The following is a 22,229-nucleotide window of genomic DNA, read 5'->3' on the forward strand; positions in this document are numbered from 1 at the left end:
AGTTTTCTATTGAATATGGATACTTTTAATGACTACACCCTCATCACCCGTATTTTGTTGAAACACCGGTTTAATTGAAATATATTTTTCTAAAAAATTTACAAAGCAGGAATTTATCAGATTGAATTCGGTATTTATTTCCCTTCTTAGATCATAAATAAGCAGTTCAATAGTACCGGACTCGTTTATAATACTCGGTTTTTTGAATCGTGCTGACTCAAACTGGCTAAAGAACTTATGAAGTCCGGCAAGTTTGATATCGGTTTTAATTCCTGCAGAAGCGGAAATAATTGGTGCGGATAATGAAACGGTTACTGTAATTTCTGTAGAATACCTATCGAGACTCTTCTTTGTTCTGTAATCAATTCTGGGATTGTGGTTTAATTCATTGATATAGATGTTCGCTTCAAAATCGAACCCGTCCAATTCAAATAAGATCTGAATTTTTTCATTATCGGAATTCAGTTTTTTAATTTTCCATCCGAGCCGTGCAAGAAGAGATGTTGCCGGTGAGATATAAAGCGAATCGTTAGCTGAATTCAATGAAAAACTATAGCTGCTAACTTTTTTATAGTACTTCGGATTACCCGCAGATTTCTTGTAATCCGAGCCGGGATTTATATTTAAGACCTTTTCTAACATTCCTTCTCCTATCTGTATTATCGAAGGAAAAGAAAAGTTCTTTACCCTATTCAGTCTTTAACATTCTCTTATTATCGACATAGTCGACAAGCTGAGGATTTTGAAGATGAATCAATTCCTGAACAAATTTGCTGATCCGTTCAGTCGATTCTTTCATAATCTTGATATCCTCCGAAATTTTGGCAAATTCGGCAGGACTTATTTCATTTTCAATTCCCTGGATGGAAAGTGTAAGGCTGCTTAGAGGATTATTTATTTTGTGTCCTATAGTACAAGCCATTTCAACCACAGCTTTATTATGCTCAATATTCCGCAATTCACTCTGAAGATTATAGATTCTAATACCCGACCTGATTCGTGCAAGTAATTCCTGATTCTCAATCGGTTTAACCAGAAAATCGTCGGCCCCGATATCAAGACCCATAACCCGGTCTTTAAGAGAAGACCTGGCGGTAAGTATTATATAAAAAATAGTCTTATAACGTTCATCACTTTTCAGAATATTGCAGAGTGCAATACCATCAAGAACAGGCATCGTCCAGTCAGCTAAAATTACTTTCGGAGTAAATGTTTTTAATATTTCAAGGGCTTCCTCTCCATTAACGGCCATAGCCACCTGATAATTATTTCTAGTAAGTAATTTTTCGAGAATAAATCTGGTATCCTTCTCATCTTCTACGACCAGAACCTGGTCTTTTAATTCTGACATAATAGATTATCCACTTTTTGAATTAATAAATCGAAATTGACGATCGGTTTTAGCATATAATCGTCCGCAAATCCTTCTTTTAACAGGTCATCCGCAAAATAACTTGCAGAATATGCTGTTATAACCAGTATTGGTATTCTTAATGTATAAAAATTTTGTTTAATATACCTCGCGAGAGAGACTCCATCAATTGCTTTTGAGTTTAAAAAAGTATTCTTAAGATTTAAATCCACAATCAGCAGGTCAACCTTTCGGTTAACAATATTATCGATAATTTCATCACCGTTTTCCGAGATGCTGCATTTATAACCGAGCCGTTTAAAGAGTACTTTATAGAACTCCTGAAGCATAGAATCATCTTCCACAATCAATATATTCTTTTCGGAATTCATTTAGTAGTGTACTTTACTGTTATACTGATTCTTCTATTCATAAAGCTGAAAGGATCTTCAATATCCCGGAGTCGTGTATCTGCAAATCCTCGTACTTCATCAATTTGTTTTTCTGAAACGCCGCCGGAAACCAAAGCCCGTTTGGCGGAATTAGCCCTATCAGTACTCAACTCGAAATTTGAATATCCGCTTCCGTCGTTCTTATACTGGCGGGAGTCTGTATGCCCTTCAACAATAATTTTGTTGGAAAGTTTGGAAATTTCCAGACCAAGTTTCTGAATTAATTTCTTCGCATCGAATTTAAGTTCTGAAGTACCCACTTCAAAGAACACATCCCTTTCGGAATCAACCAGTTCAATTCTAAGACCTTCCTTAACAATTTCAATCCTGACCTGGTCGGAAATATTCATCAACTCGGTATCGCTGGTAATTTCCTCTTTCAGCTTATCCCCCATTTTTTCAAGTTCAGCTTTCTCCACTTCCTGCTTCCTGATCTCTTCTTCTATGTTAAGATCGATAAGCTGAGAACTTTTTCCTTCAAGCAGGTTTTGACCTTTGGTTGAGAATCCGACAGGGTCTTTGAAATAACCCGCGACCGCCTCTTTTACTTCATCATTCTGACCGAGTACCCAGAGCACTATAAAGAGCGCCATCATCGCCGTAACAAAATCCGCATATGCTACCTTCCAGGCACCTCCGTGGTGCCCGCCATGTACTTTTTTAATTTTTTTAATAATCGGCGCCTGATCAAATTGAATTTCAGGAGATGACGAATTATTCCCGCTATTTAAATTTTCATTAGCCAACTATTTTTTTCCTCTTAAAGCAGTCTCGAGTTCCTGGAAAGTTGGCCTTTCATCGGAGAATATTACACGGCGCGCCATTTCAGCGGCAACAAGCGGGGGATTTCCTTTTGCAAATCCAAGAATGAAAGTCTTTATTATTTGCAGATCCTGAACTTTTTCTTCTATGATATGGTGAAGATTGCTTGCAATTGGATTCACAAACCCGTAACTCAGAAGTACTCCTAGAAAAGTGCCCACAAGAGCTGCCGCAACATGTTTACCTACAGCTTCAGCACCCTGATTTATTGAACCCATTGTTACTATGATTCCCAGAACCGCTGCAACAATACCAAGCCCGGGGAGAGCATCGCCGACTTTGCCGATGGTTTCCGAAACGGGTTTGTTTTCTATCTGAAAGGTTTCAATTTCTGTTTCCATAAGACCTTCCAGGTCATGCGGCGGCATTGAGCCGGCCAGCATAACCTTCATCGTATCGCAGAAAAAATTCTTCTTCATCTCATCATGTATTAGTAATTTGCTTTTTGAGAGTATATCGCTCTCTTCGGGTTTTTCAATATGTTTTTCAATTGTTAAAAGTCCTTCCCTTTGCGCAGTTAAGAAAAGAGTATTGATTGCTTTTAAAAGTTCTATGTAATCTTCCTTTGAATTTTTGTGACTTTTAAAGATCTGGCCGATCTGCGATGTAATTTTTTTAATAAGGGCTGCCGGTGAAGAGATAAGCAGACTTCCTATTGCCGCACCGCCAATAGTTACAAATTCTGAGATCTGAATCAGAAGGACCAGATTTCCGCCTGCCATCGTAAATCCAACGACAACCGAGACAATAACTACAACAAGGCCTACAATAGCAAACATTTTTTACCTATTTCGAATTAAGAATTTCAAGCACATCAAATTCATTGATTAATAATTCGCATTTACTTTCGATCTCTCTCCAGTCGATATCTATTAAGGAGAGTTTCAATTCAATCTCCCGGCACATATCCGAGATTTTCGGATAACCGATCATTCCGCTCGAGCCTTTTAATTCGTGCATAATAGTAATCAGAAGATCAACATTATGGTAGATAAGGGCTTCTTTAATCGTTCCTTTTTTCTGAGGAAGAGAATTGAAGAAATATTTTTTCAACTGATTTGCAATCTCCTCTTTTTCAATATCGGTTAAATACCGTGCTCTTTTAGCATTATGCAAAAAGTCTTTTCCCAGTACTTCATTAATACCCTTAATAAGGACTTCTTTACTGAGCGGTTTAGAGATTACTTTTGCGGCGCCGGACTGCATAGCGGCAATAACATTATTTTTATCCGTATGCCCGCTTATTACTATTACCGGAATACTCTTTACTCCCTCAAGAATTTTAATCACTTTTAACATTCTCAGACCGTCCAGATTCGGCATCATAAGATCGAGGAAGATAAGTTTTGGTCTGAACTCAATTGCTTTCTGAATTCCTTCAAGGCCATCGTTGCAGGTAATTACCTCCAGGTCGTATTCGCTCAGGAAATTTCTCAATGAATTTCTGATTATATCCGAATCGTCAATTACAAGAATCGTAATTTTATCAGTATAAAGATCCGACATTACTCAACCTTTTTGATTTTGTATTTCGACAGATCGACAATAGAACTAGAAACCGATTTAGAAGCATCCAGAGTATTCTGTTTAACCTTATTATAGACTTCACCCCGGAAAATCTGCACATTATTCGGCGCATCGATGCCTATCTTTATTTGATTATCGGAAATCGACAGAATTTTTATAGTTATGTCGCTACCGATTTTAACTTCTTCTTCAATTTTTCTTGTCAGTATTAACATGTTCTACTCTGTAAATAAGTTATAGTAAAGGGAGTAGCTATCCTTATCGAGAATTGTCTGATAGGCACTCTTTTCAAACTGGTTGATAAAAACCGGGGCTTTCATATTGATAGTAATCTTAAGAGGATCGGGGTTGAGAGTAACAATTCCGAATGCCTCCTGATTCTCCTCCTGGGGATAGTTTTCATCAATCACCCTAAGACCGAACAACGGGAATGCAATTTCCGGCCGGTCGATTGAATTAAGCCAGAAGAAAACGCTCTCTTCCGGTTTAATAAAAACGAATTTCTTCAAATCCTCAAATCCGAAAGGGCCATCCTTAAAACTGATTATCAGATCTTCAGGGAATTCAATTTCACCGAATTTTTGTGTTTTGATCTTCATATTACTCACTTCTTTAGTATTACAATGTCTACTCTTCTATTTGATGCTCTTGATTGCGCGTCATCATTCGACGCAATCGGTCTGTATTCGGCATAACCGACAACAGAAACTTTATCGGCCATGATTCCTTCCTCCTGAATAAGATAATATCCGGTACTTAGGGCTCTATCGACAGAAAGATGCCAGTTGGAAGGATACTGTAAAGTATTTATAGGAACATTATCTGTATGCCCTTCAATCCTGATATCGTTAGGCAAAGATTTAATTACCTCGGCAATTCTGCTCAAAACGGTTTTCGAATTTTCATTAAGAACAGCTCTCCCCGGCGCAAAGAGAATATCGTCCAGTATATGAATTGTGACTCCCCTTTCATTCTGCTCCAGTCGGATTGAGTTACCATAATTATACTGTTCTACAAGTCTGTAAAGATCCTCAGCAAGTTTATCGCTCGGTTTAGGAATGACAGGGGATGAATTCTTAAGAGAGGTTACACCCGATTCGCTTCCGAAAATACTTCCCATTGCCGAAACGACACCTTTATATTTATTCACATCGATATTCGACATGGTATAGAGAATTATAAAAAGACCGAGTAGGAGCGTTATAAGATCCGCATAAGTAATAAGATAACGGTCCTTATCCCCGTCTTCATGGAAGGTTGAATCTTCAGTCTCTACTGGTTTAGCCTTTTTAGCTGAACCTTTTGCGGAAGCATTCCGAGCAATCGGGCTTTCATGACCGACGGAATTTCTCCGCTCTGAAGAGTTAGAACTCCCTCCAAAGAGATCTCCATTAAATTCTTTTCCTCTAAATGACATTTTTTTAATCTGTCCCCAATAGGTAACCAAATAATGTTAGCACTGAATACTCCCCACAATGTGGCAATAAAGGCAGTAGCTATGTTTTTAATAAGCGAATTCGGATCGGCTCCCGCATTTGCAAGTGTCATTATTAAACCCATAACCGTTCCGATAATTCCCATGGTGGGTGCATAGCCCCCCATTTTTGTAAATATAAAAATGTTTGAATAGTGACGTTCCTGCATTGCTTTCATTTCGAGTTGAGCAAGATTATAGAGTGAATCCGGATCTGTTCCGTCCATTACAAACTTTACCATTTTCCTCGGGAAATAATGCCCGAATTTATAGAGGTCCTTCTCGATTGAAAGCAAACCTTCGTTTCGGGATTTGATTGCCAGTTCAATAAACACATCAACAATTCTAAGAGGCTCAAAATTCCTGGGGAAATAAGCCATATACATCAGTCTGAAAATATCTTTGAATTTATCGGGCCCAAAGCCGATTATTACAGCTGCAAAAGTTCCGCCGAAGACAATAATGAGCGATGAAACTATAAAGAGAGCTTTAATAGATCCGCCTTCGAGGAAAAATGCCCCGAAAATCGAAAAGACACCTAAGATCAAACCCGATATTGTACCGTACTTTTTAATCATAAGTAATCTAATAGCGATTTTGGCAGAATGGTAGCTGCGAGTTTATAAGACATCTGAAGAACATAATCCTGATACTGAAGATCGACAATCAGTTTAGCAGGATCGATATCCTGCTTTTTGGAAAGAAGATCCTGCGTGTTCAGTAATTGTTTTTCGAGTAATTCGCTGATATCATCAATGCGGTTAAGTTTATCGCCGTTGAGCGACTGAAGCGCGATAACAGAATTATAAGCTTTGTTGAGACGTTCTTTCAAAGTATTATCGGGAATATTGCCTGCATCGAGGGAATCGAGCAGATCATTCAATGAATCGATAAGGTCCGTATCTTCAATTTTATCACCAGTTAGGTTGATTGTATCTTTAATATTCTGTGTCAGCTGAACTTTGATTTCACCGGTATTTGTGGTGGCATTTCTTACGGCCCTGCCGTTGGGATCTATTTCATAAGGTGAATCGCTGAAGTCGGTTCCTCCGAAAATGTACATTCCATTTCTTTTTTCATTAAGACTATCTACAACTGCGCTAATAGAACTTTTGATCGATTCTTTAACCGTTTCAAGATTTGAGGTGTTCAAAGCATTTTCCAGATTCATCACCTGAGAAATTATTTTTTGTGTCTGACCGGCGATGTCTTCAATCGATGCGATTGTAATATTCAGATAGTCCCTGGCATTAATAATATTCTTCTGATAAGTCTCAATCTTTTTTATTGCGGAATGAAGTTTAATCGCCTCCAGCGAGTCGCCTACATTATCCGATAAAGTTTCCAGCTTGGTATTATTTGTAATCTGGCTCTGGATTTTGAGTTTCTTTTCGTTAATACGGTTCTGATTATAAAGATATCTTTCCGACAATAAATTTTCGGTTATTCTCATAATTACACCAATTGGATAATTGTTTCCATCATTTCATTTACTACTTTGATCAGTTTTGCTGCGGCTTCATACGATCTCTGATATTTAATAACATTCGTCATTTCCTCGTCGATGGAAACTCCCGAATAGGACGATTTCTGATTCATCAGCTGCTGAAGAACAAGACCGCTCGATTCCACCTTGTTATCACTAACAACTTTGTCAGTTCCGAAACTGTTTAGAATACCGGAATAGTTTTCAAGTATAGATTGATCGCCAAGCTCCGATAATTTGAGATCGCTTAATGATGCAATCAGATTTGCAACCGAACCGTTACCATCGTTTCCGGCCTGATCAGATACTGCAATGTTTTTAGGGTTATCGATTATATTCTGATTGATTTTAATTACCCCATTGACGAATGCGTTTTCCACATTACCGTTTACATCCAGGTTTCCGAAGAACGGAATTCCCGTAGAAGAAACACCGTTCTGAGTTAATGTATATCCCTGCATGTGATACTGATTAACCCGATTGATGAAGGTTGAAGCAAGATTTTCCAGACCCTGTTTGTAATCGGGTATTTTATTGGAATAAAGGTCGGTTATGGAATAGAGTTCGCCGCCATTTAAAAGTGCAACAGCATTCTTATCATTCTTTGCAACTATTCTCATCTTATTATTTACGAATGCAACTTCAAACTCATTATGAACATTCTGATCGGCACCCTGAACACCTCCAACAGTAACAATAGCAGCTCCGAACTGATTCATCTGAACTGACACATTAGTCAGTTTGCTCAGATTATCAATAAGGAGATCTCTTTTGTCCTTTAATTCACTTGCTTTAATACCGCGTGCTTCGGACTCATAAATTTTATGATTCAGTTCGGCAATTTCTTTCAGATATCCATTCATCTCATTGGTTTTAACAACCGCTTCTCTTTGGAGTACCGATTGAACATTCGCGAATCCTTCAAAGATTTCGGTGAACCTTTCGCTGAACCTCTGGGCTTTCTGGATCACCTGTGATCTAAGCTGAGTAGAATTTGGATTAACGGCAAGTTCAGACCAGGAATTGAAGAACTCCCCGATATAGGCACTCAATCCGGAGTCTGATGGTTCGGCAATAATTGATTCGAGCTGTTGCAACAGTTCGGATCTCTTTTCGGCATCTGAAAGCGAGGATTGGTATTTTCTGACCTGACTGTCGAGCAGGTCGTTCTTTATTCTTACAACATCCTGAATTTTAACTCCAAGTCCGATCCCGGCCTGTGTCTCCTCAGTTGAAAAGACTGTCTTTTGTCTCGAATATTCAGGATTCCCTGCATTCGAAATATTCTGAGAAGTAACATCAATGGCACGCTGATAAGCGGCCATAGAGCGGACTGATATGTCGAGCAACCTGCCGATACCCATATTAAACTCTCTTATTGACTAATTTTCGTTTTCCATTTCCCAAAAGGGATATCATCCGTTCCTTAATTATATTCCGGGAGACTTCAATCAATACGGAAAGCTGTGAATTGACGTGAGCAATTCGCAGAGCTTTTTCCTTCAACTCAGCCCGTACTTTATCTAGATACTTTTTCTCTTTTTCGAACAGGGAATGTGCTGCACCAAGCAATTCGTCGAATGTAAAACTTTTTAAGCTAACCGAATTTTCTTTTGCAAATTCCTCAATTAATCCCTTTCTCCGTTTTTCTTCTTCATCAATAACAATGAGCACTTTCTGTTCTGTTCTAATTGCATCTTCGAGGAGATTATAATTATCCGCAACAATGGCTTCTTTTTTAAGAACCAGAGTATTAAGAAGAAGGTCGAAATTCTTCTGCTGATTTTCAATGGATGATATCAAATCTCGGACTGTCATATTTCACTCTCGCTGAAATGATTTAAATAACCGATTACTTTTTCGATATAATTCTTCGTTTCATCAAATGGAGGAACGCCATTGAATTTTTCTACATTCTGGGGGCCAGCATTATAAGCAGCCAGAGCAAGCTTCAAATCCCCACTATATTGTCGAAGCATCCGGGATAAATATTTAGTTCCGCCGTGGATATTTTGTCTGGGATCAAAGACATTTTTAACTCCCATATCCGAAGCCGTGGAATCAATTAACTGCATTAATCCTTTGGCTTTAGCCGAAGAAACGGCTTTATGATTGGCGGCTGATTCTGTGAGAATTACCGATTTTATCAGGTTTTTATCCAGCCCGAATTCATTTGAAGCCTCGTCAATCATAATATCGAACTTATTTAATCTTTTTAAAGCTTCGCTGCTCGGTTTTATTTTAGTGTCCGCATCAACTTTGTCAATATTTATCCTTTCAACTGAACGGGACGGAATGGAATTTAGAAGGGGCGATAGTTCCTCGCCGGTAACTTTTCTATAGATTGCTTCGGCAATTCCGAGATTTTTACTTTTTGAAATCTGGGATGCAATCTGCTGTTCAAATATCGTATCGAACATATCATTACCGTAACCGGAATCACCGAGAATACCGCCGGTAGTAGAATTCATCGAGCGAAGCATCATAGAAGTAAGCAGACTTTCAAATTCGTTAGCGGCATTAGCAATCTTGGCTTTCTGCTTATCATCGAACCTCGATTTCGCTTGAGTAATCTGCGAAAGATGCTTTTCGTTATTACTGACTTTTAGGGATATCTCTTTCATGTTACATTATCACCAGTTCTGCAATTAGTGCCCCGGCTTCTTTGAGCGCCTGGAATATTGAAATTATATCTCTTGGCGAAACTTTGAGCGAGTTAAGAGCTGCCGCAACTTCCTGTACATTAGTTGCACCCTGGATAGCAACGGTATTGGTTGAATCCTGGTAAGCACTCGGGATAAGATTGTTAAAGAGTACTGTATTTCCTCTTGAGAAAGCACCGGGTTGTGAAATAACCGGATAGGAACGGATCTGAATATTCAGACTTCCATGCGTTATACTCACGGGCATAATTTTTACAGTGCTTCCGGCAACTACAGTTCCGGTTCTTTCATTCAGAACAACTTTGGCAACATCATCAACCTGAATTTCAAGATTTTCTACTTCTGCAAGAAAGCCGATCAGATTATTCTGGCGGTCTGCGGGTATTACGATTAGAATTTCGGCGGCATCAACTGCTCTTGCAGAATTTTCACCGAACTTTGTATTTAATGCCTGCATAATATTGTTGGAAGTAGTAAGATCCGGATCTTTAAGGAAGATGGAGATTTCGTCGAAGGAAGCAGGTTCAAGATTAATCGATTCTTTAAGTGAGCCACCGCGCGGAATTCTTCCGGCAAGCGAATGATTTTTTGAGATCCGGTTCCCGGTAATCGTATTAATATCATACCCGCCAACAGAAATAGGACCCTGTCCGAATCCGTAGACTCTTCCGGAAATACCGGATAGGGGAGTCATAAGCAGCGTGCCTCCCTGCAAACTTGTTGCATCTCCCATCGATGAAACAACAATATCAAATTCAGCGCCTGCTTTCAGACTTGAATTAAGTGTTGCCGTTACAATAACCGCAGCAACATTTTTAGTTTTAAGATCTGTTTGAGGAACAGTGATTCCGAATCTCTTAAGCATGCTTGAAACCGATTGAATGGTAAATGAGGATCTGTAACTATCCCCTGTTCCTGCCAGTCCGACAACCAGGCCATACCCGATTATCTGCTCTGACCCGGTTCCGTTAAGGTAGGCAATATCCTTTATTCTCTGTGCAGAAATTAAATTATGAATTAGAATAAATAAAAGAATTGGAATAAAAATATTTCTTTTCATATCTGTTCCTAAAAAATCCAATGGAAAAATTTTGTTAACCATCCAGGTTTCTGCGAATCATCTATAATACCGCTACCCTCGAAGGATATTTCCGCATCCGAAATATTGTATGAGAGAACCGAGTTATCAGCACCTATATCGCTGGGTCTTACTATTCCTTTTATATTAACGAGCTGTTCTTCGCCGTTGATAACAATTTTACGACTCCCCTTAATCAGCATATTTCCGTTTGCAAGGACAGAATCTACTGTAGCACTTATTTTTGTTCTAACAACACCGGTAGCTTTTGTTGAACCAGACCCGCTGAATGAATTTCCGCTGTTAATGTTAAGATCAACGTTCGGAAGAGATGACTTATCGATCCCGCCGGAAAGTCCGAAACCAAGGTCGCTGCTTCTTCCTGCGGATGTTTCCGCATTGTTTGTTGCCTGGGAGGATTCCATCACAATAATTGTAACAGCATCACCTTTCTGGTTTGCTTTATTGTCTGAGAAAAGCGAAAATGCCGCATTTCTTCTCATATCCTGGGCGTTAATTAATACTGCTGAAAACAATATTATTAAAAAAAGTTTTTTCATGTCCCTACTCGATTAATAATACATTATACTTATCGATTATTCTTGCTGTAAATATCTTTTTCTGTTCAGAGATGACTCTGATTACATCGCCAATATTTCCTTTTTCGCGTGCAGTAACTTCGGTTGTAATATCTACACCGTTTCCGCCGGCATGAAGCAGAAGCCGGTCTTCAGGAAGTATATCCGGAATAGTTTCCATCATTTCCTTTACAAGTACAGTTCCGTTTTTCAATCTGTTCCTGCTGCGCGATCCTGTAAGCTGATCTGTTTCCGAAACCGGTGTACCGTTCAGCAGCGCAACATCTTTTAATTCCTTTCTGAATTGAATCGAAGAGAGCATCTCGTCCCTGCTAATTTCCTGATTGGCAACGAGCACTGTTTTATAGAGTTTTACTCTAAGTGTAATAAAGGATTTACTCGCGTTACCCTTTCGATCCACAATCTTTACCGGTACGAGAAGGAGGTTTTTGCTTAGTCGAGCTTCTCTCTCTTCGTCTATAAAATACTTCTGCGAACCTGCGGTTTTATCATCAATTACATATTCAATTCTTTCGTAATCGGGAAAAGTTTTCTCGAGATAAATCCTGATCTCTTTACCGGACTGAAAAGAGCCCTGGAAAATATTAAGCAATATGAGAAGTGCGGCTATCACTTTTCTTATCCGCGTTTCAGATTGTTTGCCATAGTCATCATTTCTTCAACAGTTTTAACTGTTTTAGAATTAATTTCATATGCTCTCTGGGATGCAATCATAGAGATCATTTCTTCGACTATATCCACATTAGAGGATTCCAGAAAACCCTGATGCAGTTCCCCAAAACCCTGGCTTCCCGGGGTTCCGAGAATCGGCTGGCCGGAGGAAGGTGTTTCTGCGTAGAGATTATCTCCCAATGCAATGAGTCCACCGTTATTCATAAAGCGTGCTAATTCAATTGAACCGAGGGATATGGTACTCTGATCCGAATTCAAAACTTCCACATTGCCGTCTTTTCCGATTGAGATTCCCACAACATCAGAGTTCAGCGTGAAGTCGGGTTCAAGTATATACCCGCTTGCAGTAACCATTTTTCCTTCCGCATTTACTTTAAAGGATCCGTCGCGTGTATAAGCATAAGTTCCGTCGCTTTTTCTTACCTGGAAAAAACCTTCTCCCTGGATAGCAATATCGAACTGATTGTTAGTAGGCGTAATATCACCCTGTTTAAAAATCTTTTGTGTGGAAGCAGGTTTTACACCGTTACCGACCTGTATTTTATTAGTCGAATTTTCATAAATGCCCGGTGTTGAAGTTGAAAGCGGATTTATGTTTACTTCCTGGTACATCAGGTCCTGGAACTCCGCCTTGTTTTTCTTGAATCCGGTTGTACTGATATTGGCAATATTATTGGAGATTACTTCTATATTAATCTGCTGGGCATACATTCCGGAAGCTGCTGTTCTTAATGCTCTTGTTGGCATCTTTTACCTCTTATTAAATTTTTCCAATTTGATTGGCCATGTCGAGTGACTGGTCCAGCGCTGCAATTACTTTCTGAGAAGTCTCATAAGCTTTATTCATCTGAATCATAGATTCCATTTCCAGAATCGGATTGGTATTCGATTGTTCAAGATATCCCTGGGAAATTTTAAAGTCGTTTTCATTAGCATAAACGTAGTTTTCTTCGGGTAAAAGGAAATTGGAACCGCCGCTTCTTACAAGTGTTTCGGGCGAATCGGCTTTTATAATCATCATCGAGTCGATTATCTGATCGCCAATTTTAATTTCGCCGGAACTGGAGATATTAATGACCGCACCTTTTTCGAGTAGAGTATCTTCAAGGTTTATGGATCCATGCTGACCCATTACTTTCTTGCCGTTGGTATCTACCAGGAAACCTTCATCAGAGAGTTTGAATCTTCCGTCCCGCGTAAGTTCTATTGAACCGTCGTTGCCTTTAAGAACGAAGAATCCTTCCCCGTAAAGAGCAACATCGAGAGGATTGGAGGTTAGTATAGTTTCACCCTGATTCTGACTTGTAACTTTTTTTATTTCCCCGTTACCGAACTCATCGATATATTCCGCGAACGGGATTTCTCTTTTGTAAGCGGTTGTATTAATATTCGCCAGGTTGTTTGCGATTATATCGATATTTTTGGTACGCTGTTCCAGACTCCTTGCTATGGTAAAAATTCCTTTAATCATAATTTTCCTTTCAACTATTTGCCGTATTCCAATATTTTAATTCTGGAGGCCAGAAGAATTTCCCCTTTGGAAATTTCGAGCTCTCTAGCTTGTGAACTAATATTTTGTCCGGCAAGTTTTTCTACAAATTTGTTTTTCCGTAGTAACAAACGGACTTTTCTCCTTTTCCTGTCAGGTTTCAGAATTAAGTTTTCCTCTCTAATCATAGCAATCTTTTGTTTGAAACTATTTTTAACTTTTTTCTTCGCCCCGATTGCAATTCTTCTCGATATCACAGCAACAATGAGCAGTGCTGAAACAGAAATGAATATGATTACCTCCGGTTTAAGAGAGTTGAAATAATCGATCAAGCCTGGTTTTTCAGTTTTTTTAATATTCATAACCGGAATCGAAATCCGGCCAGTTTCCTCAGTATTTTTATTTTCAACAGGTTTAAGTTCATCCTGAATAGCTTTCAATTTAGCGGATTCAATCTGGGCCTGAACAATTTTGCTGATGTTCACAGAATCCGGTTCCAGATAATTAATAGAACTGAGAACACTATCAATATTCACCTGAGCAGAATTAACACCGGCAAGGAAGAGAAAAACTGTAATTAGAATCTTATTCATCCTTTGATTTTCCTTTTTATGGGAAATAGAAGATGTATTGTGGTCCCTTTCATCGGGAGCGAATCGAATTCCGCCGCACCGTCATTTTTCTTCATCAATTCCTTAACAATCCGGACGGTAAGGTTGACTATCGGATCCGAACTTGTATTTATATCTTTCCAGTAATCAGTTAGAAAAAATGAAAGTACTACGGTATCGTTAACAGATCTTGATTGAATGAACAATCCGCTGCCCCGCTTGGCTTTTCTTTTTATCAGTGAAAAAATATTTGTTGTAATCTGCTTAAGATGCTTCTGACTGCTTACCACCTGAGGTAATTCCTGTTCAAGGTCGAGCTCGCATTCGAGCTGAATTCCTTTTAATGTCGGTTCTGCTATTCCATAAATTTCTTTTAAAGCTGAATTCAGATTGCAGGGAATATTCTGGGCTTCGCCGGTCGATTTTACTTCGTTAAATTTCATCAACCTGAGAGAAAGCTCTTTTATATGATGGATTCTTTCCTTTATCTTTTCAATTATCAGCGGGTCAGCATAATTATCGTCGCCTGCCATAAAATCGACGCTGCTTAATATCATCTGTAGCGCATTCTGAATATCCTGAAGTATTCCCTCCGCATATTCACCAACGGCATAAATACGCAACTGGTTATTCAATTTTGACTGATATACCTGGACTTCGTTTAATAGTTTTCCGATTTCTTTCTTTTGTTTATTCAGGATCATTTTAGGAATAACGATCCCCAGAAGTACCTGAACTGCCTGATTCTCAAGTGAATCCTCCGGTACTTTATTGGCAGGACCAAGCAGAGAAAGAATACCGAATTCCGTGTTATTATATACGACCGGGAATAAAGTCTGACAAAGCTTTAATCCATTACCGGTATTAAAGTTCAGTTCGGGAATTAGAGTAGGTTTTTTAGATTCGAACAACCAATCTATAATTCCATCCCTTTTTGCCTTACTCACAAGATTATTTTGTGCAACGGATACTTTTGGATTGACAGCAATCAGATTGCTTTTAGACTCATCAAACAAAAACAAGTCGACTTCCTTTGCAACAATTATTTTTTTGACATAGCCCGAGAGTAAATTGTGGATCTCTTCAGAATCTTTCAACTCGCCGATACTTTTTTGAAAACCCGAAAGATTATTGATCAGGAAATTATATTTTTCGAGTTGATTAAATCTGTTATTGTGAGTTTCGAAACTAATCAGTTTCAGATCTCCGGAAGGAGACGATCCCTTTGTAAGATATTGGACTGAATTTGTAAAGGATTCGTAAGCAACAGTATTTTCTTTTAATAGTCTCAAGTCAGGTTCCTCACAGATTCTAATTGAGCTTCGAGCGGTTCGCGATACAGCTCAATGAATTTATCCACGCCTTCCTGGTCTTTAAACTGAAGAGTTGAAGCTGCTTCATGATCGAGCACCAAATCATCATCCCAGGTGAATGATCCGAGTTTAAGTCGCTGTGTCATGTAATCGGCAAAGTGAATTATTGATCCGATTACTTTCAGGTTGCCGTTGAGATGAGGAGTATGATGGTATTTAACCAGGTCGCAGAAATGATCCGGGAAATTCCAGTTTTTAAGAAGCATGTAACCGATTACCTGGTGATCCATTCCGAGAGTAGTATTCTCAGCCTCACTATATTTCATTCCTGTCTTTACTGATTCGCAGATAGAAACGAAATCCGAATGGAGATAACGGTGAATAACCGATATGCCGAGATCGTGGAGCAATCCTCCTATAAAAGCATCGCCGCTCTGACGCAGACCCATATCGTCTGCGATCTTCTTGCTGATAGTAGCAGTAATATAGGCATGAATCCAGAAATCTTTCTGATTTAAATACTGGTCGCTCTTGTTTTTCAACGATTCCATAAGCGAGAGAGCTGTAACAATATTTCTAATCTCATTGAATCCAAGAATCATAATAGCATATTCAATGGATGCAACTCTTTTAGATAATCCGTAAAAAGGTGAGTTTGAAATTGCAAGAATCTTTACTACCAGGCTCTGGTCTTTTGATATCGCTTTAGCCAGGTTTTGAGGACTGGTATTAATATCTTTTAGCAGATCGAGAACCTCAGTAAGAATTCTGGGTGCCGGAGAGAGATTGGTAACTCTTTTCATTATGAGTTCTGTTCTCTCTTTCTTTTGGGTCTGGTCGAATGACATTATGTACATAGTTTGTTTTAGTTTAGTGATTCAAAATGTGTTTTTAATAGATTGTCGTACCTGAAAACGAACTGCTCAAAATTTTCAATACTGCCGAAACCGAGAATGTTGATTATATTAAAATCGAGCTGATAATTAGAATCCCACTGGAATACGCCGGCTTCTGATTTTTGTGTCATAAAATCAACCAGATGAACAAGAGATGCGAGAACCGGATTCTTTTCTGAAAACGAGGGACGGTGATGATAAAGGACAGCTTCATTTATTGACGAAGGAAAATTCCATTTCTCAAACATAAACTCAACTATATCTTCATGAGTATAACCGAGAACCATTTTTTCTGCGGCCAAGTGTGTTACATTTTCGTTTTTAACGAGTTCAATAATCTTTTTGAATTCCGGTTTCATGTATTTCTGCATTACAACAATTCCGAGATCATGCAGCAATCCGGCTGTAAAAACTTCTCCTGACTTCGGATAGTGCAGGTCATCGGCAATCCTTTTAGCAGAAGTTCCAACCATCAAAGAATGCTTCCAGTAACTGTTATGATTCCAGTCGGGTGTGTTCTTAGCTTTAAAGACTTCCATCATAGATAACGCCAGTAAAAGACTTCTGATATGCTCGAGTCCGATTATAACGATAGCAAATTCTATTGTGGCAACTCTGCGCGGCAATCCATACATAGGAGAATTTGCAACGGATAGAATCTTGGTGGCAATCGACTGGTCCTGTGAAATCACCTTGCAGAGGTCCGAGGCGCTTGTCTTTTCATCATCCAGCATATCAGATACTTCCGATATGATATGAGGAATTGATGGAAGATTCCCGACCACCGATAACTGTTTCTTTATCCTCTGCTTAATCTCTATCGAGGTATTATCCAGCATTATATAAAACCAGTTTCTGTTTTAACGATTTAATTATTTTGGAATGGAGCTGAGATACTCTTGATACCGTTATATTAAGGAGCTTTGCGATTTCCTGGTAATTCAGTTCTTCATAGTAATATAGACTCAAAATATTTCTATCTCTTTCGTTCAGTACTTTTATCAATTCAACCAGTTTCTCTTTCAATTCATTTTTTTCCAGGAGGTCGTCCGGTTCATCATAATTTCCAGAAACCATTTCATAGAGTTGTATTCCTTCGTCTTCAACCACAGGACTGTTAAGTGAGACCGATGAGGAGACAGGAACCATTACGCCTTCAGAATCACAGACGGTCTCATACTTAGGGGAATATTTTCTTAGTTCATCGTAGATTTTTCCGCGGATTCTCTGGATAGCATATGTTTCGAACTTTGTTCCGTAATCCGGATCAAACCGGTCGATAGCTTCGCTCAATCCTTCGATGCCGAACTGAAAATAATCGCGGCGATCGAACAGATCGTGCTGTGTGAAATTCGATTTGTGGATAACGTAATGAACAAGATTAACGTAATTCATTATGATCTGTTTTTTCAGTTCTGTTGTGGGATTGTTTTTGAACGAAGCCCAGATATTATCATTATTCATTTTTATTGGTTCCCGCTAAATCGTTTGAATAGCTGTTTAGTTTGTCGAATGAATTTTTATTGATGGATTTGATTAGCCCGAGTGTTATTAGACTTAGTAGTACGGTCAGCATAATGAAAATAACGAAGGAATTAAGAAGTATAACTTCCAGTCCGGCGCCCTTCTGTGTGAAATAAATAATCGAGAAGAAGAAGACTAAAAGACCGGTCAGAAAAATTATTTTGTTCATCCTTTCTCCTTTTTACAGGTACAATTGCAAACACTATACCAGAAAGGATTTAATTAATTTGGACAAAAAGGTTCGAAAACGTACTGTTTTGAAGGTTTTAGATCCGAGTCTTGAAGAGGGATTGGTTATTATTAGCCACCTGGGCAATTTTAATGAACCTGTTTACAAGCTCGCTTATCTCAAGCGCAGACATCGAATTGGGATAGGATTTAATAAGTAATTCCTGTTCCATTACCGAACGGTTTACCAACCTGTCCAGACCGATGACCCCGAGCAGATTAATGTCGGATTTGAGGAAATGACGAACAGCGGTACTTAGGTTTTGGAAGGCAGAATCGCTGTCCTCCTTACTTTCTGATTTGTTGAACACAATATAATTCTTGTTCGATTCCGTATACTCGGTTATGATCTTGAAAACAACATAAGCATCCATTACCGAGGTTGGTTCGGGAGTAGAAATAATGAAATTATAATCCGATTTTTTTATTTGTTCAATTGTTAATTCGTCTGCCCCCGCAGAACTATCCAGAATTATATAATCGTACTGAGGGGATATTTTGTAAAGGTGAATAAAAAAATATTCCAGAAGGTCTCTGCTGAGTTTAGGTGAGTCCGAAGTACCGGAATCGCCAAAGATTATGCTAAGGTTGTCCGAATACTTATACACAAGTTCTCTTAATACTCTTCTTTGCAGGAAGAAATCTGCTAATGTGTAGTCGGAAGCGTGGTTTATCAACAGGTGGATATTAGCAAAGTTGTAATCCAGATCAACAACAAGAACATTCTTTCCGAGACGTGAAAGCTGGTAGGCAAAATTTATTGCAAAGAAGCTTTTTCCGGTTCCCCCCTTGCCGGAAACAACCGAAATAATTCTGGAAAGATGATTACTCCTGCTTTTCTCTTCCAGTCTTCTTAATTCTATCAGTCTGGAAATCTGTTCATTCATCAGTAAAGTTTCCCCGAGAAAACGAGGTTAGCCAACAATTCCGGATTAACTGAAATTATATCATCCGGAATTACCTGCCCGTTCGTTAAAAACATAACCGGAACACCGCTGTTATAAACAAAATTGAGAATATTGCCGTAAGAGACAGCCTCATCAACTTTTGTGAAGATAACCGATGAATAATCGAGCGGCTTGAATTTTTGAGATATGTCGATCAAAGTCCTGGATGAGGTAGTTGAACTGGCAACAAGTACAGTCTCGTCGGGTTCCGCGGTATCCAGATAAGCTTTAATGCCGGAGAGATTATCGGCATTTCTCTGACTTCTGCCGATCGTATCGATGAATACCAGATCCTTATCTTTGAATTTTTTAAGTAGCCGCGGCATCTCTTCCGGCTCATAAGCAACTGCCATTTCGATGTCGCTTATTTCAGAGAAAATCCTGAGCTGGTCGATAGCACCAAGCCTGTATGTATCAATCGATATCAAACCGACTTTCAGTTTGTGAATTATCTTAGAAATAATTGCCAGTTTCGCAATGCAGGTTGTCTTTCCGACACCAGTAGGGCCTACTAAAGCAACCTTTGTCAGTTTATTCTTTTTTACATTAAACTCTTTTGTTGTAATAAGGGATGCCATACCGGAAATAAGGTATCCTTCAAGTTTTGCAGGATCTACAATCCCGTCATAATTTTCGAGCTGTGAGGTCAACTCCTTTACAATATTTTTCTGAACCTCGTGTTGAGTAAGCACATCGCCGAGCTCTTTAATTTCAAATTCAATATCCGAACCAACTTGAAGTTTCCGGGTCAATTTTTTATCAATTATTTTTTTGGCCGGTTCATCATCCTTAAATATTTTTTTCTGAAGCTTTTCAATTTCTATTTCAAGACTCGGTTTTGCCTGAAGCTTTTCTGTAAGAGCCGGCGAGGGTTTATTAATAGTTTTTCTGTCCAGACCAGCAGTAATTTCAAACATTTTCTTTACATTAAATCTTCTGTCCCCTTCAATGACACGTGTTCCGAGGATTACTGCATCGTTTCCCAATTCCGATTTCATCTGCTCAGTAGCTTCTTTTAATGTAGGAGCCAGAAATTTTTTAATCTGCATTTTCCACCTCTAGTTTACCAAGGAATTCAATTTCGACATTTGCAGGAAGTTCGCTGAAAGATAATAAAGCAAGTTCAGGGAAACTTGAATTTACCAGCCGGTAGATATACGGTCTAATTGCGGCCGAAGTAATTAACACCGGCGGATACCCGAGTTTATTGAATTTCTCATTTGCTATTTGAATGCTTGTGTTTAGCTCTCTCAGAACTTTGGTGCTCAAACCGAGTGTAACCACACTATCCTTCTGAGCCTGCAATGAATTTGTAATAAGGGATTCAAGATGTTCACTGAGAGTAACAGCGTGAATAATACCGTTTACATCCTTGTAAATATTCGAAATTGTATCGCCAATAGTATGCCGTACATATTCGGTGAGGACATCAATATTCTTGGTTGTTTTAGAATAATCGATCAATGCTTCAAGAATTCTTACAAAATCTTTTATAGGAATATTCTCTTTCAAAAGATTCTGCAGTACTTTCTGGATTATTCCCAGATTTAGGACATCCGGATTTACATCCTCCACTACAGCAGGATATTCCTTTTTAATATTCTCCAGAAGCTGCTTTACTTCCTGGCGTGAAAGTATCTTATCAAAATTTTTCTTCAACGATTCCTGAAGATGAGTTGCCAGAACCGAAATGCAATCCACTACTGTGTAACCGAGCAACTCGGCTTTTTCCTTTTCCTCATAAATTATCCAGTAGCTCTGCATTCCAAAAGCAGGATCCGTAGTAGGTATTCCTGTAACTTGTTCGCCAACCGAGCCTGGATTCATTGCGAGATAACGGTCCGGATAAATTTCGAAACCGCTTACAACATTACCTTTAATCTTTATTATATATTCATTCGGGGAAAGCTGCAGATTATCCCTCACACGAACAGGTGGAATTAATACACCGTATTCAAGGGCGATCATTTTTCTTGTAGATGAAATTTTCTGAAAAAGATTACCGCCCTGCTGTTCATCGACAAGACTAACCAGTCCATACCCGATTTCAACTTCGATCGGATCAACCTGAAGATACTGTTCAACTTTTTCCTCAACCGGTTCCGCTGAGGCGGATTTCTGTTCTGCAATAGCGGCAGAACCTTCGGCCACAGATTTACTTTTTTTAACGGCAAATGTCGAAGCACCCAAAACACCCGACAATACCATGAATGGAACCGTCGGCATACCCGGAATAAATGCGAACAGAAATATTGCTCCTGAGACTGTACCGAGAACACGAGGATTTGAGAAGAGCTGAGTTTTTATCTGAAAATCGAGTGCTGAACCGGAAGCACTTCTTGTAACAACCAAACCTGCAGCTGTTGCAATTATCAATGCCGGTATCTGAGAAACAAGTCCATCACCTATCGTTAAAATGGTATATGTTTGAATCGCTTCGGTAAAATCCATTCCCCTCTGGGCAATACCAATAATAAATCCGCCGATGATATTGATACCATTAATAATAAGTCCGGCAATAGCGTCTCCTTTTACAAATTTACTAGCACCATCCATCGCTCCGTAAAATTCGGCTTCGCGTGAGATTAAGTCGCGCCGTTTGCGGGCATCCGATTCAGATATTAATCCGGTGTTAAGGTCGGCATCAATTGCCATCTGCTTGCCGGGCATTGCATCGAGCGTAAATCTTGCTGCTACTTCCGATATTCTTCCTGATCCTTTGATAATAACTATGAATTGAATAACAAGAAGAATAATAAAGATTATAAATCCAACTACGTAATCGCCTCCAACAACGAAAGAGCCGAATGATTCGATTACCTGGCCTGCATAACCGTCAATTAGAATCAACCTGGTGGAACTGATATTAAGTCCGAGCCGGAAAAGAGTAGTAACGAGCAATAAACCCGGAAATACAGAAATATCGAGCGGCGATTGAATATATAATGATACTATCAGAATTAATATCGCAAGCGTAATGTTTATCGAAAGCAGAAAATCTAGAAATCCCGGTGGAAGCGGAATAAGCATAAGTCCGAGCATCAGGATAAGTCCTAATGCAAGAATGATATCACTATTTTTACCAACTAACTGCATA

The 22,229-nt window shown here is 39.0% G+C and carries 28 protein-coding genes; all 28 read right to left on the reverse strand.

Going from position 1 to position 22,229, the window contains the following annotated elements:
- Positions 1-6 precede the first annotated feature (6 nt).
- Positions 7-642 carry a hypothetical protein gene (locus PLZ15_01405; GenBank protein ID HOI28386.1) on the reverse strand — a complete coding sequence of 212 codons (636 nt, stop codon included), beginning with the start codon at positions 640-642 and terminating at the stop codon, positions 7-9.
- Between the two features lie 46 nt (positions 643-688).
- Entirely contained in the window at positions 689-1,351 is a 663-nt protein-coding gene (locus PLZ15_01410; protein HOI28387.1) for a response regulator transcription factor, read from the reverse strand.
- On the reverse strand, positions 1,339-1,743 hold the full coding sequence (locus PLZ15_01415) for a response regulator (protein ID HOI28388.1): 405 nt from the start codon (positions 1,741-1,743) through the stop codon (positions 1,339-1,341). The genes PLZ15_01410 and PLZ15_01415 overlap by 13 nt, the downstream gene beginning before the upstream one ends.
- Positions 1,740-2,549, reverse strand: a complete 810-nt coding sequence (locus tag PLZ15_01420) for a flagellar motor protein MotB (protein ID HOI28389.1) — start codon at positions 2,547-2,549, stop codon at positions 1,740-1,742. Before PLZ15_01420 ends, PLZ15_01415 begins: the two co-directional genes overlap by 4 nt.
- Positions 2,550-3,404 carry a flagellar motor stator protein MotA gene (motA, locus tag PLZ15_01425; GenBank protein HOI28390.1) on the reverse strand — a complete coding sequence of 285 codons (855 nt, stop codon included), beginning with the start codon at positions 3,402-3,404 and terminating at the stop codon, positions 2,550-2,552.
- A gap of 7 nt (positions 3,405-3,411) precedes the next feature.
- Positions 3,412-4,131, reverse strand: coding sequence for a response regulator (locus PLZ15_01430; protein HOI28391.1), 720 nt, complete (start codon positions 4,129-4,131; stop codon positions 3,412-3,414).
- Positions 4,131-4,367: a carbon storage regulator CsrA gene (gene csrA, locus PLZ15_01435; protein HOI28392.1), complete on the reverse strand. Its 237-nt coding sequence runs from the start codon at positions 4,365-4,367 to the stop codon at positions 4,131-4,133. The genes PLZ15_01430 and csrA overlap by 1 nt, the downstream gene beginning before the upstream one ends.
- 3 nt (positions 4,368-4,370) lie before the next feature.
- Positions 4,371-4,751, reverse strand: coding sequence for a flagellar assembly protein FliW (fliW, locus tag PLZ15_01440; GenBank protein ID HOI28393.1), 381 nt, complete (start codon positions 4,749-4,751; stop codon positions 4,371-4,373).
- 5 nt (positions 4,752-4,756) lie between these two features.
- Positions 4,757-5,476: an OmpA family protein gene (locus PLZ15_01445; GenBank protein ID HOI28394.1), complete on the reverse strand. Its 720-nt coding sequence runs from the start codon at positions 5,474-5,476 to the stop codon at positions 4,757-4,759.
- Positions 5,425-6,204: a MotA/TolQ/ExbB proton channel family protein gene (locus tag PLZ15_01450; GenBank protein ID HOI28395.1), complete on the reverse strand. Its 780-nt coding sequence runs from the start codon at positions 6,202-6,204 to the stop codon at positions 5,425-5,427. Before PLZ15_01450 ends, PLZ15_01445 begins: the two co-directional genes overlap by 52 nt.
- A complete protein-coding gene (locus PLZ15_01455) occupies positions 6,201-7,079 on the reverse strand; it encodes a hypothetical protein (protein ID HOI28396.1) in 879 nt (292 codons plus the stop codon). The genes PLZ15_01450 and PLZ15_01455 overlap by 4 nt, the downstream gene beginning before the upstream one ends.
- Positions 7,080-7,081: 2 nt before the next feature.
- Positions 7,082-8,476 carry a flagellar hook-associated protein FlgK gene (gene flgK, locus PLZ15_01460; GenBank protein ID HOI28397.1) on the reverse strand — a complete coding sequence of 465 codons (1,395 nt, stop codon included), beginning with the start codon at positions 8,474-8,476 and terminating at the stop codon, positions 7,082-7,084.
- Position 8,477: 1 nt separating this feature from the next.
- Positions 8,478-8,930 (reverse strand): flagellar export chaperone FlgN, encoded by a 453-nt coding sequence (flgN, locus tag PLZ15_01465; GenBank protein ID HOI28398.1) that lies wholly within the window; start codon positions 8,928-8,930, stop codon positions 8,478-8,480.
- The gene (locus PLZ15_01470) at positions 8,927-9,736 is read right to left on the reverse strand and encodes a transglycosylase SLT domain-containing protein (GenBank protein ID HOI28399.1); all 810 of its coding nucleotides are present in this window, start codon (positions 9,734-9,736) and stop codon (positions 8,927-8,929) included. Before PLZ15_01470 ends, flgN begins: the two co-directional genes overlap by 4 nt.
- A 1-nt stretch (position 9,737) precedes the next feature.
- Entirely contained in the window at positions 9,738-10,835 is a 1,098-nt protein-coding gene (locus PLZ15_01475; protein HOI28400.1) for a flagellar basal body P-ring protein FlgI, read from the reverse strand.
- Between the two features lie 8 nt (positions 10,836-10,843).
- Positions 10,844-11,413, reverse strand: coding sequence for a flagellar basal body L-ring protein FlgH (locus tag PLZ15_01480; protein HOI28401.1), 570 nt, complete (start codon positions 11,411-11,413; stop codon positions 10,844-10,846).
- Between the two features lie 4 nt (positions 11,414-11,417).
- Entirely contained in the window at positions 11,418-12,065 is a 648-nt protein-coding gene (gene flgA, locus PLZ15_01485; protein ID HOI28402.1) for a flagellar basal body P-ring formation chaperone FlgA, read from the reverse strand.
- A gap of 5 nt (positions 12,066-12,070) precedes the next feature.
- Positions 12,071-12,871 carry a flagellar basal-body rod protein FlgG gene (gene flgG, locus PLZ15_01490; protein ID HOI28403.1) on the reverse strand — a complete coding sequence of 267 codons (801 nt, stop codon included), beginning with the start codon at positions 12,869-12,871 and terminating at the stop codon, positions 12,071-12,073.
- A 13-nt stretch (positions 12,872-12,884) separates the two neighbouring features.
- Positions 12,885-13,595 carry a flagellar hook basal-body protein gene (locus PLZ15_01495; GenBank protein ID HOI28404.1) on the reverse strand — a complete coding sequence of 237 codons (711 nt, stop codon included), beginning with the start codon at positions 13,593-13,595 and terminating at the stop codon, positions 12,885-12,887.
- Between the two features lie 14 nt (positions 13,596-13,609).
- Positions 13,610-14,206: a hypothetical protein gene (locus PLZ15_01500; protein ID HOI28405.1), complete on the reverse strand. Its 597-nt coding sequence runs from the start codon at positions 14,204-14,206 to the stop codon at positions 13,610-13,612.
- The gene (locus PLZ15_01505) at positions 14,203-15,516 is read right to left on the reverse strand and encodes a hypothetical protein (protein HOI28406.1); all 1,314 of its coding nucleotides are present in this window, start codon (positions 15,514-15,516) and stop codon (positions 14,203-14,205) included. The genes PLZ15_01500 and PLZ15_01505 overlap by 4 nt, the downstream gene beginning before the upstream one ends.
- Positions 15,513-16,340 (reverse strand): HDOD domain-containing protein, encoded by an 828-nt coding sequence (locus tag PLZ15_01510; GenBank protein ID HOI28407.1) that lies wholly within the window; start codon positions 16,338-16,340, stop codon positions 15,513-15,515. The genes PLZ15_01505 and PLZ15_01510 overlap by 4 nt, the downstream gene beginning before the upstream one ends.
- Positions 16,341-16,402: 62 nt before the next feature.
- A complete protein-coding gene (locus PLZ15_01515; GenBank protein HOI28408.1) occupies positions 16,403-17,272 on the reverse strand; it encodes an HDOD domain-containing protein in 870 nt (289 codons plus the stop codon).
- Positions 17,262-17,897: a sigma-70 family RNA polymerase sigma factor gene (locus tag PLZ15_01520; GenBank protein HOI28409.1), complete on the reverse strand. Its 636-nt coding sequence runs from the start codon at positions 17,895-17,897 to the stop codon at positions 17,262-17,264. Before PLZ15_01520 ends, PLZ15_01515 begins: the two co-directional genes overlap by 11 nt.
- On the reverse strand, positions 17,890-18,126 hold the full coding sequence (locus tag PLZ15_01525; protein HOI28410.1) for a hypothetical protein: 237 nt from the start codon (positions 18,124-18,126) through the stop codon (positions 17,890-17,892). Before PLZ15_01525 ends, PLZ15_01520 begins: the two co-directional genes overlap by 8 nt.
- A gap of 97 nt (positions 18,127-18,223) precedes the next feature.
- Complete coding sequence (locus PLZ15_01530; protein ID HOI28411.1) at positions 18,224-19,072, reverse strand: AAA family ATPase; 849 nt, start codon at positions 19,070-19,072, stop codon at positions 18,224-18,226.
- Positions 19,072-20,181, reverse strand: coding sequence for a flagellar biosynthesis protein FlhF (gene flhF / locus PLZ15_01535; protein ID HOI28412.1), 1,110 nt, complete (start codon positions 20,179-20,181; stop codon positions 19,072-19,074). The genes PLZ15_01530 and flhF overlap by 1 nt, the downstream gene beginning before the upstream one ends.
- Complete coding sequence (gene flhA, locus PLZ15_01540) at positions 20,171-22,228, reverse strand: flagellar biosynthesis protein FlhA (GenBank protein ID HOI28413.1); 2,058 nt, start codon at positions 22,226-22,228, stop codon at positions 20,171-20,173. The genes flhF and flhA overlap by 11 nt, the downstream gene beginning before the upstream one ends.
- Position 22,229 lies beyond the last annotated feature (1 nt).

The sequence above is a fragment of the Melioribacteraceae bacterium genome, assembly GCA_035362835.1.
Lineage (GTDB): Bacteria > Bacteroidota > Ignavibacteria > Ignavibacteriales > Melioribacteraceae > DSXH01.

Excerpts from the sequence above, each read along its gene's own strand:
- PLZ15_01405 (HOI28386.1), bottom strand. The coding sequence starts at position 642 with ATGTTAGAAAAGGTCTTAAATATAAATCCCGGCTCGGATTACAAGAAA.
- PLZ15_01410 (HOI28387.1), bottom strand. The coding sequence starts at position 1,351 with ATGTCAGAATTAAAAGACCAGGTTCTGGTCGTAGAAGATGAGAAGGAT.
- PLZ15_01415 (HOI28388.1), bottom strand. The coding sequence starts at position 1,743 with ATGAATTCCGAAAAGAATATATTGATTGTGGAAGATGATTCTATGCTT.
- motA (HOI28390.1), bottom strand. The coding sequence starts at position 3,404 with ATGTTTGCTATTGTAGGCCTTGTTGTAGTTATTGTCTCGGTTGTCGTT.
- PLZ15_01430 (HOI28391.1), bottom strand. The coding sequence starts at position 4,131 with ATGTCGGATCTTTATACTGATAAAATTACGATTCTTGTAATTGACGAT.
- csrA (HOI28392.1), bottom strand. The coding sequence starts at position 4,367 with ATGTTAATACTGACAAGAAAAATTGAAGAAGAAGTTAAAATCGGTAGC.
- fliW (HOI28393.1), bottom strand. The coding sequence starts at position 4,751 with ATGAAGATCAAAACACAAAAATTCGGTGAAATTGAATTCCCTGAAGAT.
- PLZ15_01450 (HOI28395.1), bottom strand. The coding sequence starts at position 6,204 with ATGATTAAAAAGTACGGTACAATATCGGGTTTGATCTTAGGTGTCTTT.
- PLZ15_01455 (HOI28396.1), bottom strand. The coding sequence starts at position 7,079 with ATGAGAATAACCGAAAATTTATTGTCGGAAAGATATCTTTATAATCAG.
- flgK (HOI28397.1), bottom strand. The coding sequence starts at position 8,476 with ATGGGTATCGGCAGGTTGCTCGACATATCAGTCCGCTCTATGGCCGCT.
- flgN (HOI28398.1), bottom strand. The coding sequence starts at position 8,930 with ATGACAGTCCGAGATTTGATATCATCCATTGAAAATCAGCAGAAGAAT.
- PLZ15_01470 (HOI28399.1), bottom strand. The coding sequence starts at position 9,736 with ATGAAAGAGATATCCCTAAAAGTCAGTAATAACGAAAAGCATCTTTCG.
- PLZ15_01475 (HOI28400.1), bottom strand. The coding sequence starts at position 10,835 with ATGAAAAGAAATATTTTTATTCCAATTCTTTTATTTATTCTAATTCAT.
- PLZ15_01480 (HOI28401.1), bottom strand. The coding sequence starts at position 11,413 with ATGAAAAAACTTTTTTTAATAATATTGTTTTCAGCAGTATTAATTAAC.
- flgG (HOI28403.1), bottom strand. The coding sequence starts at position 12,871 with ATGCCAACAAGAGCATTAAGAACAGCAGCTTCCGGAATGTATGCCCAG.
- PLZ15_01495 (HOI28404.1), bottom strand. The coding sequence starts at position 13,595 with ATGATTAAAGGAATTTTTACCATAGCAAGGAGTCTGGAACAGCGTACC.
- PLZ15_01500 (HOI28405.1), bottom strand. The coding sequence starts at position 14,206 with ATGAATAAGATTCTAATTACAGTTTTTCTCTTCCTTGCCGGTGTTAAT.
- PLZ15_01510 (HOI28407.1), bottom strand. The coding sequence starts at position 16,340 with ATGAAAAGAGTTACCAATCTCTCTCCGGCACCCAGAATTCTTACTGAG.
- PLZ15_01515 (HOI28408.1), bottom strand. The coding sequence starts at position 17,272 with ATGCTGGATAATACCTCGATAGAGATTAAGCAGAGGATAAAGAAACAG.
- PLZ15_01520 (HOI28409.1), bottom strand. The coding sequence starts at position 17,897 with ATGAATAATGATAATATCTGGGCTTCGTTCAAAAACAATCCCACAACA.
- PLZ15_01525 (HOI28410.1), bottom strand. The coding sequence starts at position 18,126 with ATGAACAAAATAATTTTTCTGACCGGTCTTTTAGTCTTCTTCTTCTCG.
- PLZ15_01530 (HOI28411.1), bottom strand. The coding sequence starts at position 19,072 with ATGAATGAACAGATTTCCAGACTGATAGAATTAAGAAGACTGGAAGAG.
- flhF (HOI28412.1), bottom strand. The coding sequence starts at position 20,181 with ATGCAGATTAAAAAATTTCTGGCTCCTACATTAAAAGAAGCTACTGAG.
- flhA (HOI28413.1), bottom strand. The coding sequence starts at position 22,228 with ATGCAGTTAGTTGGTAAAAATAGTGATATCATTCTTGCATTAGGACTT.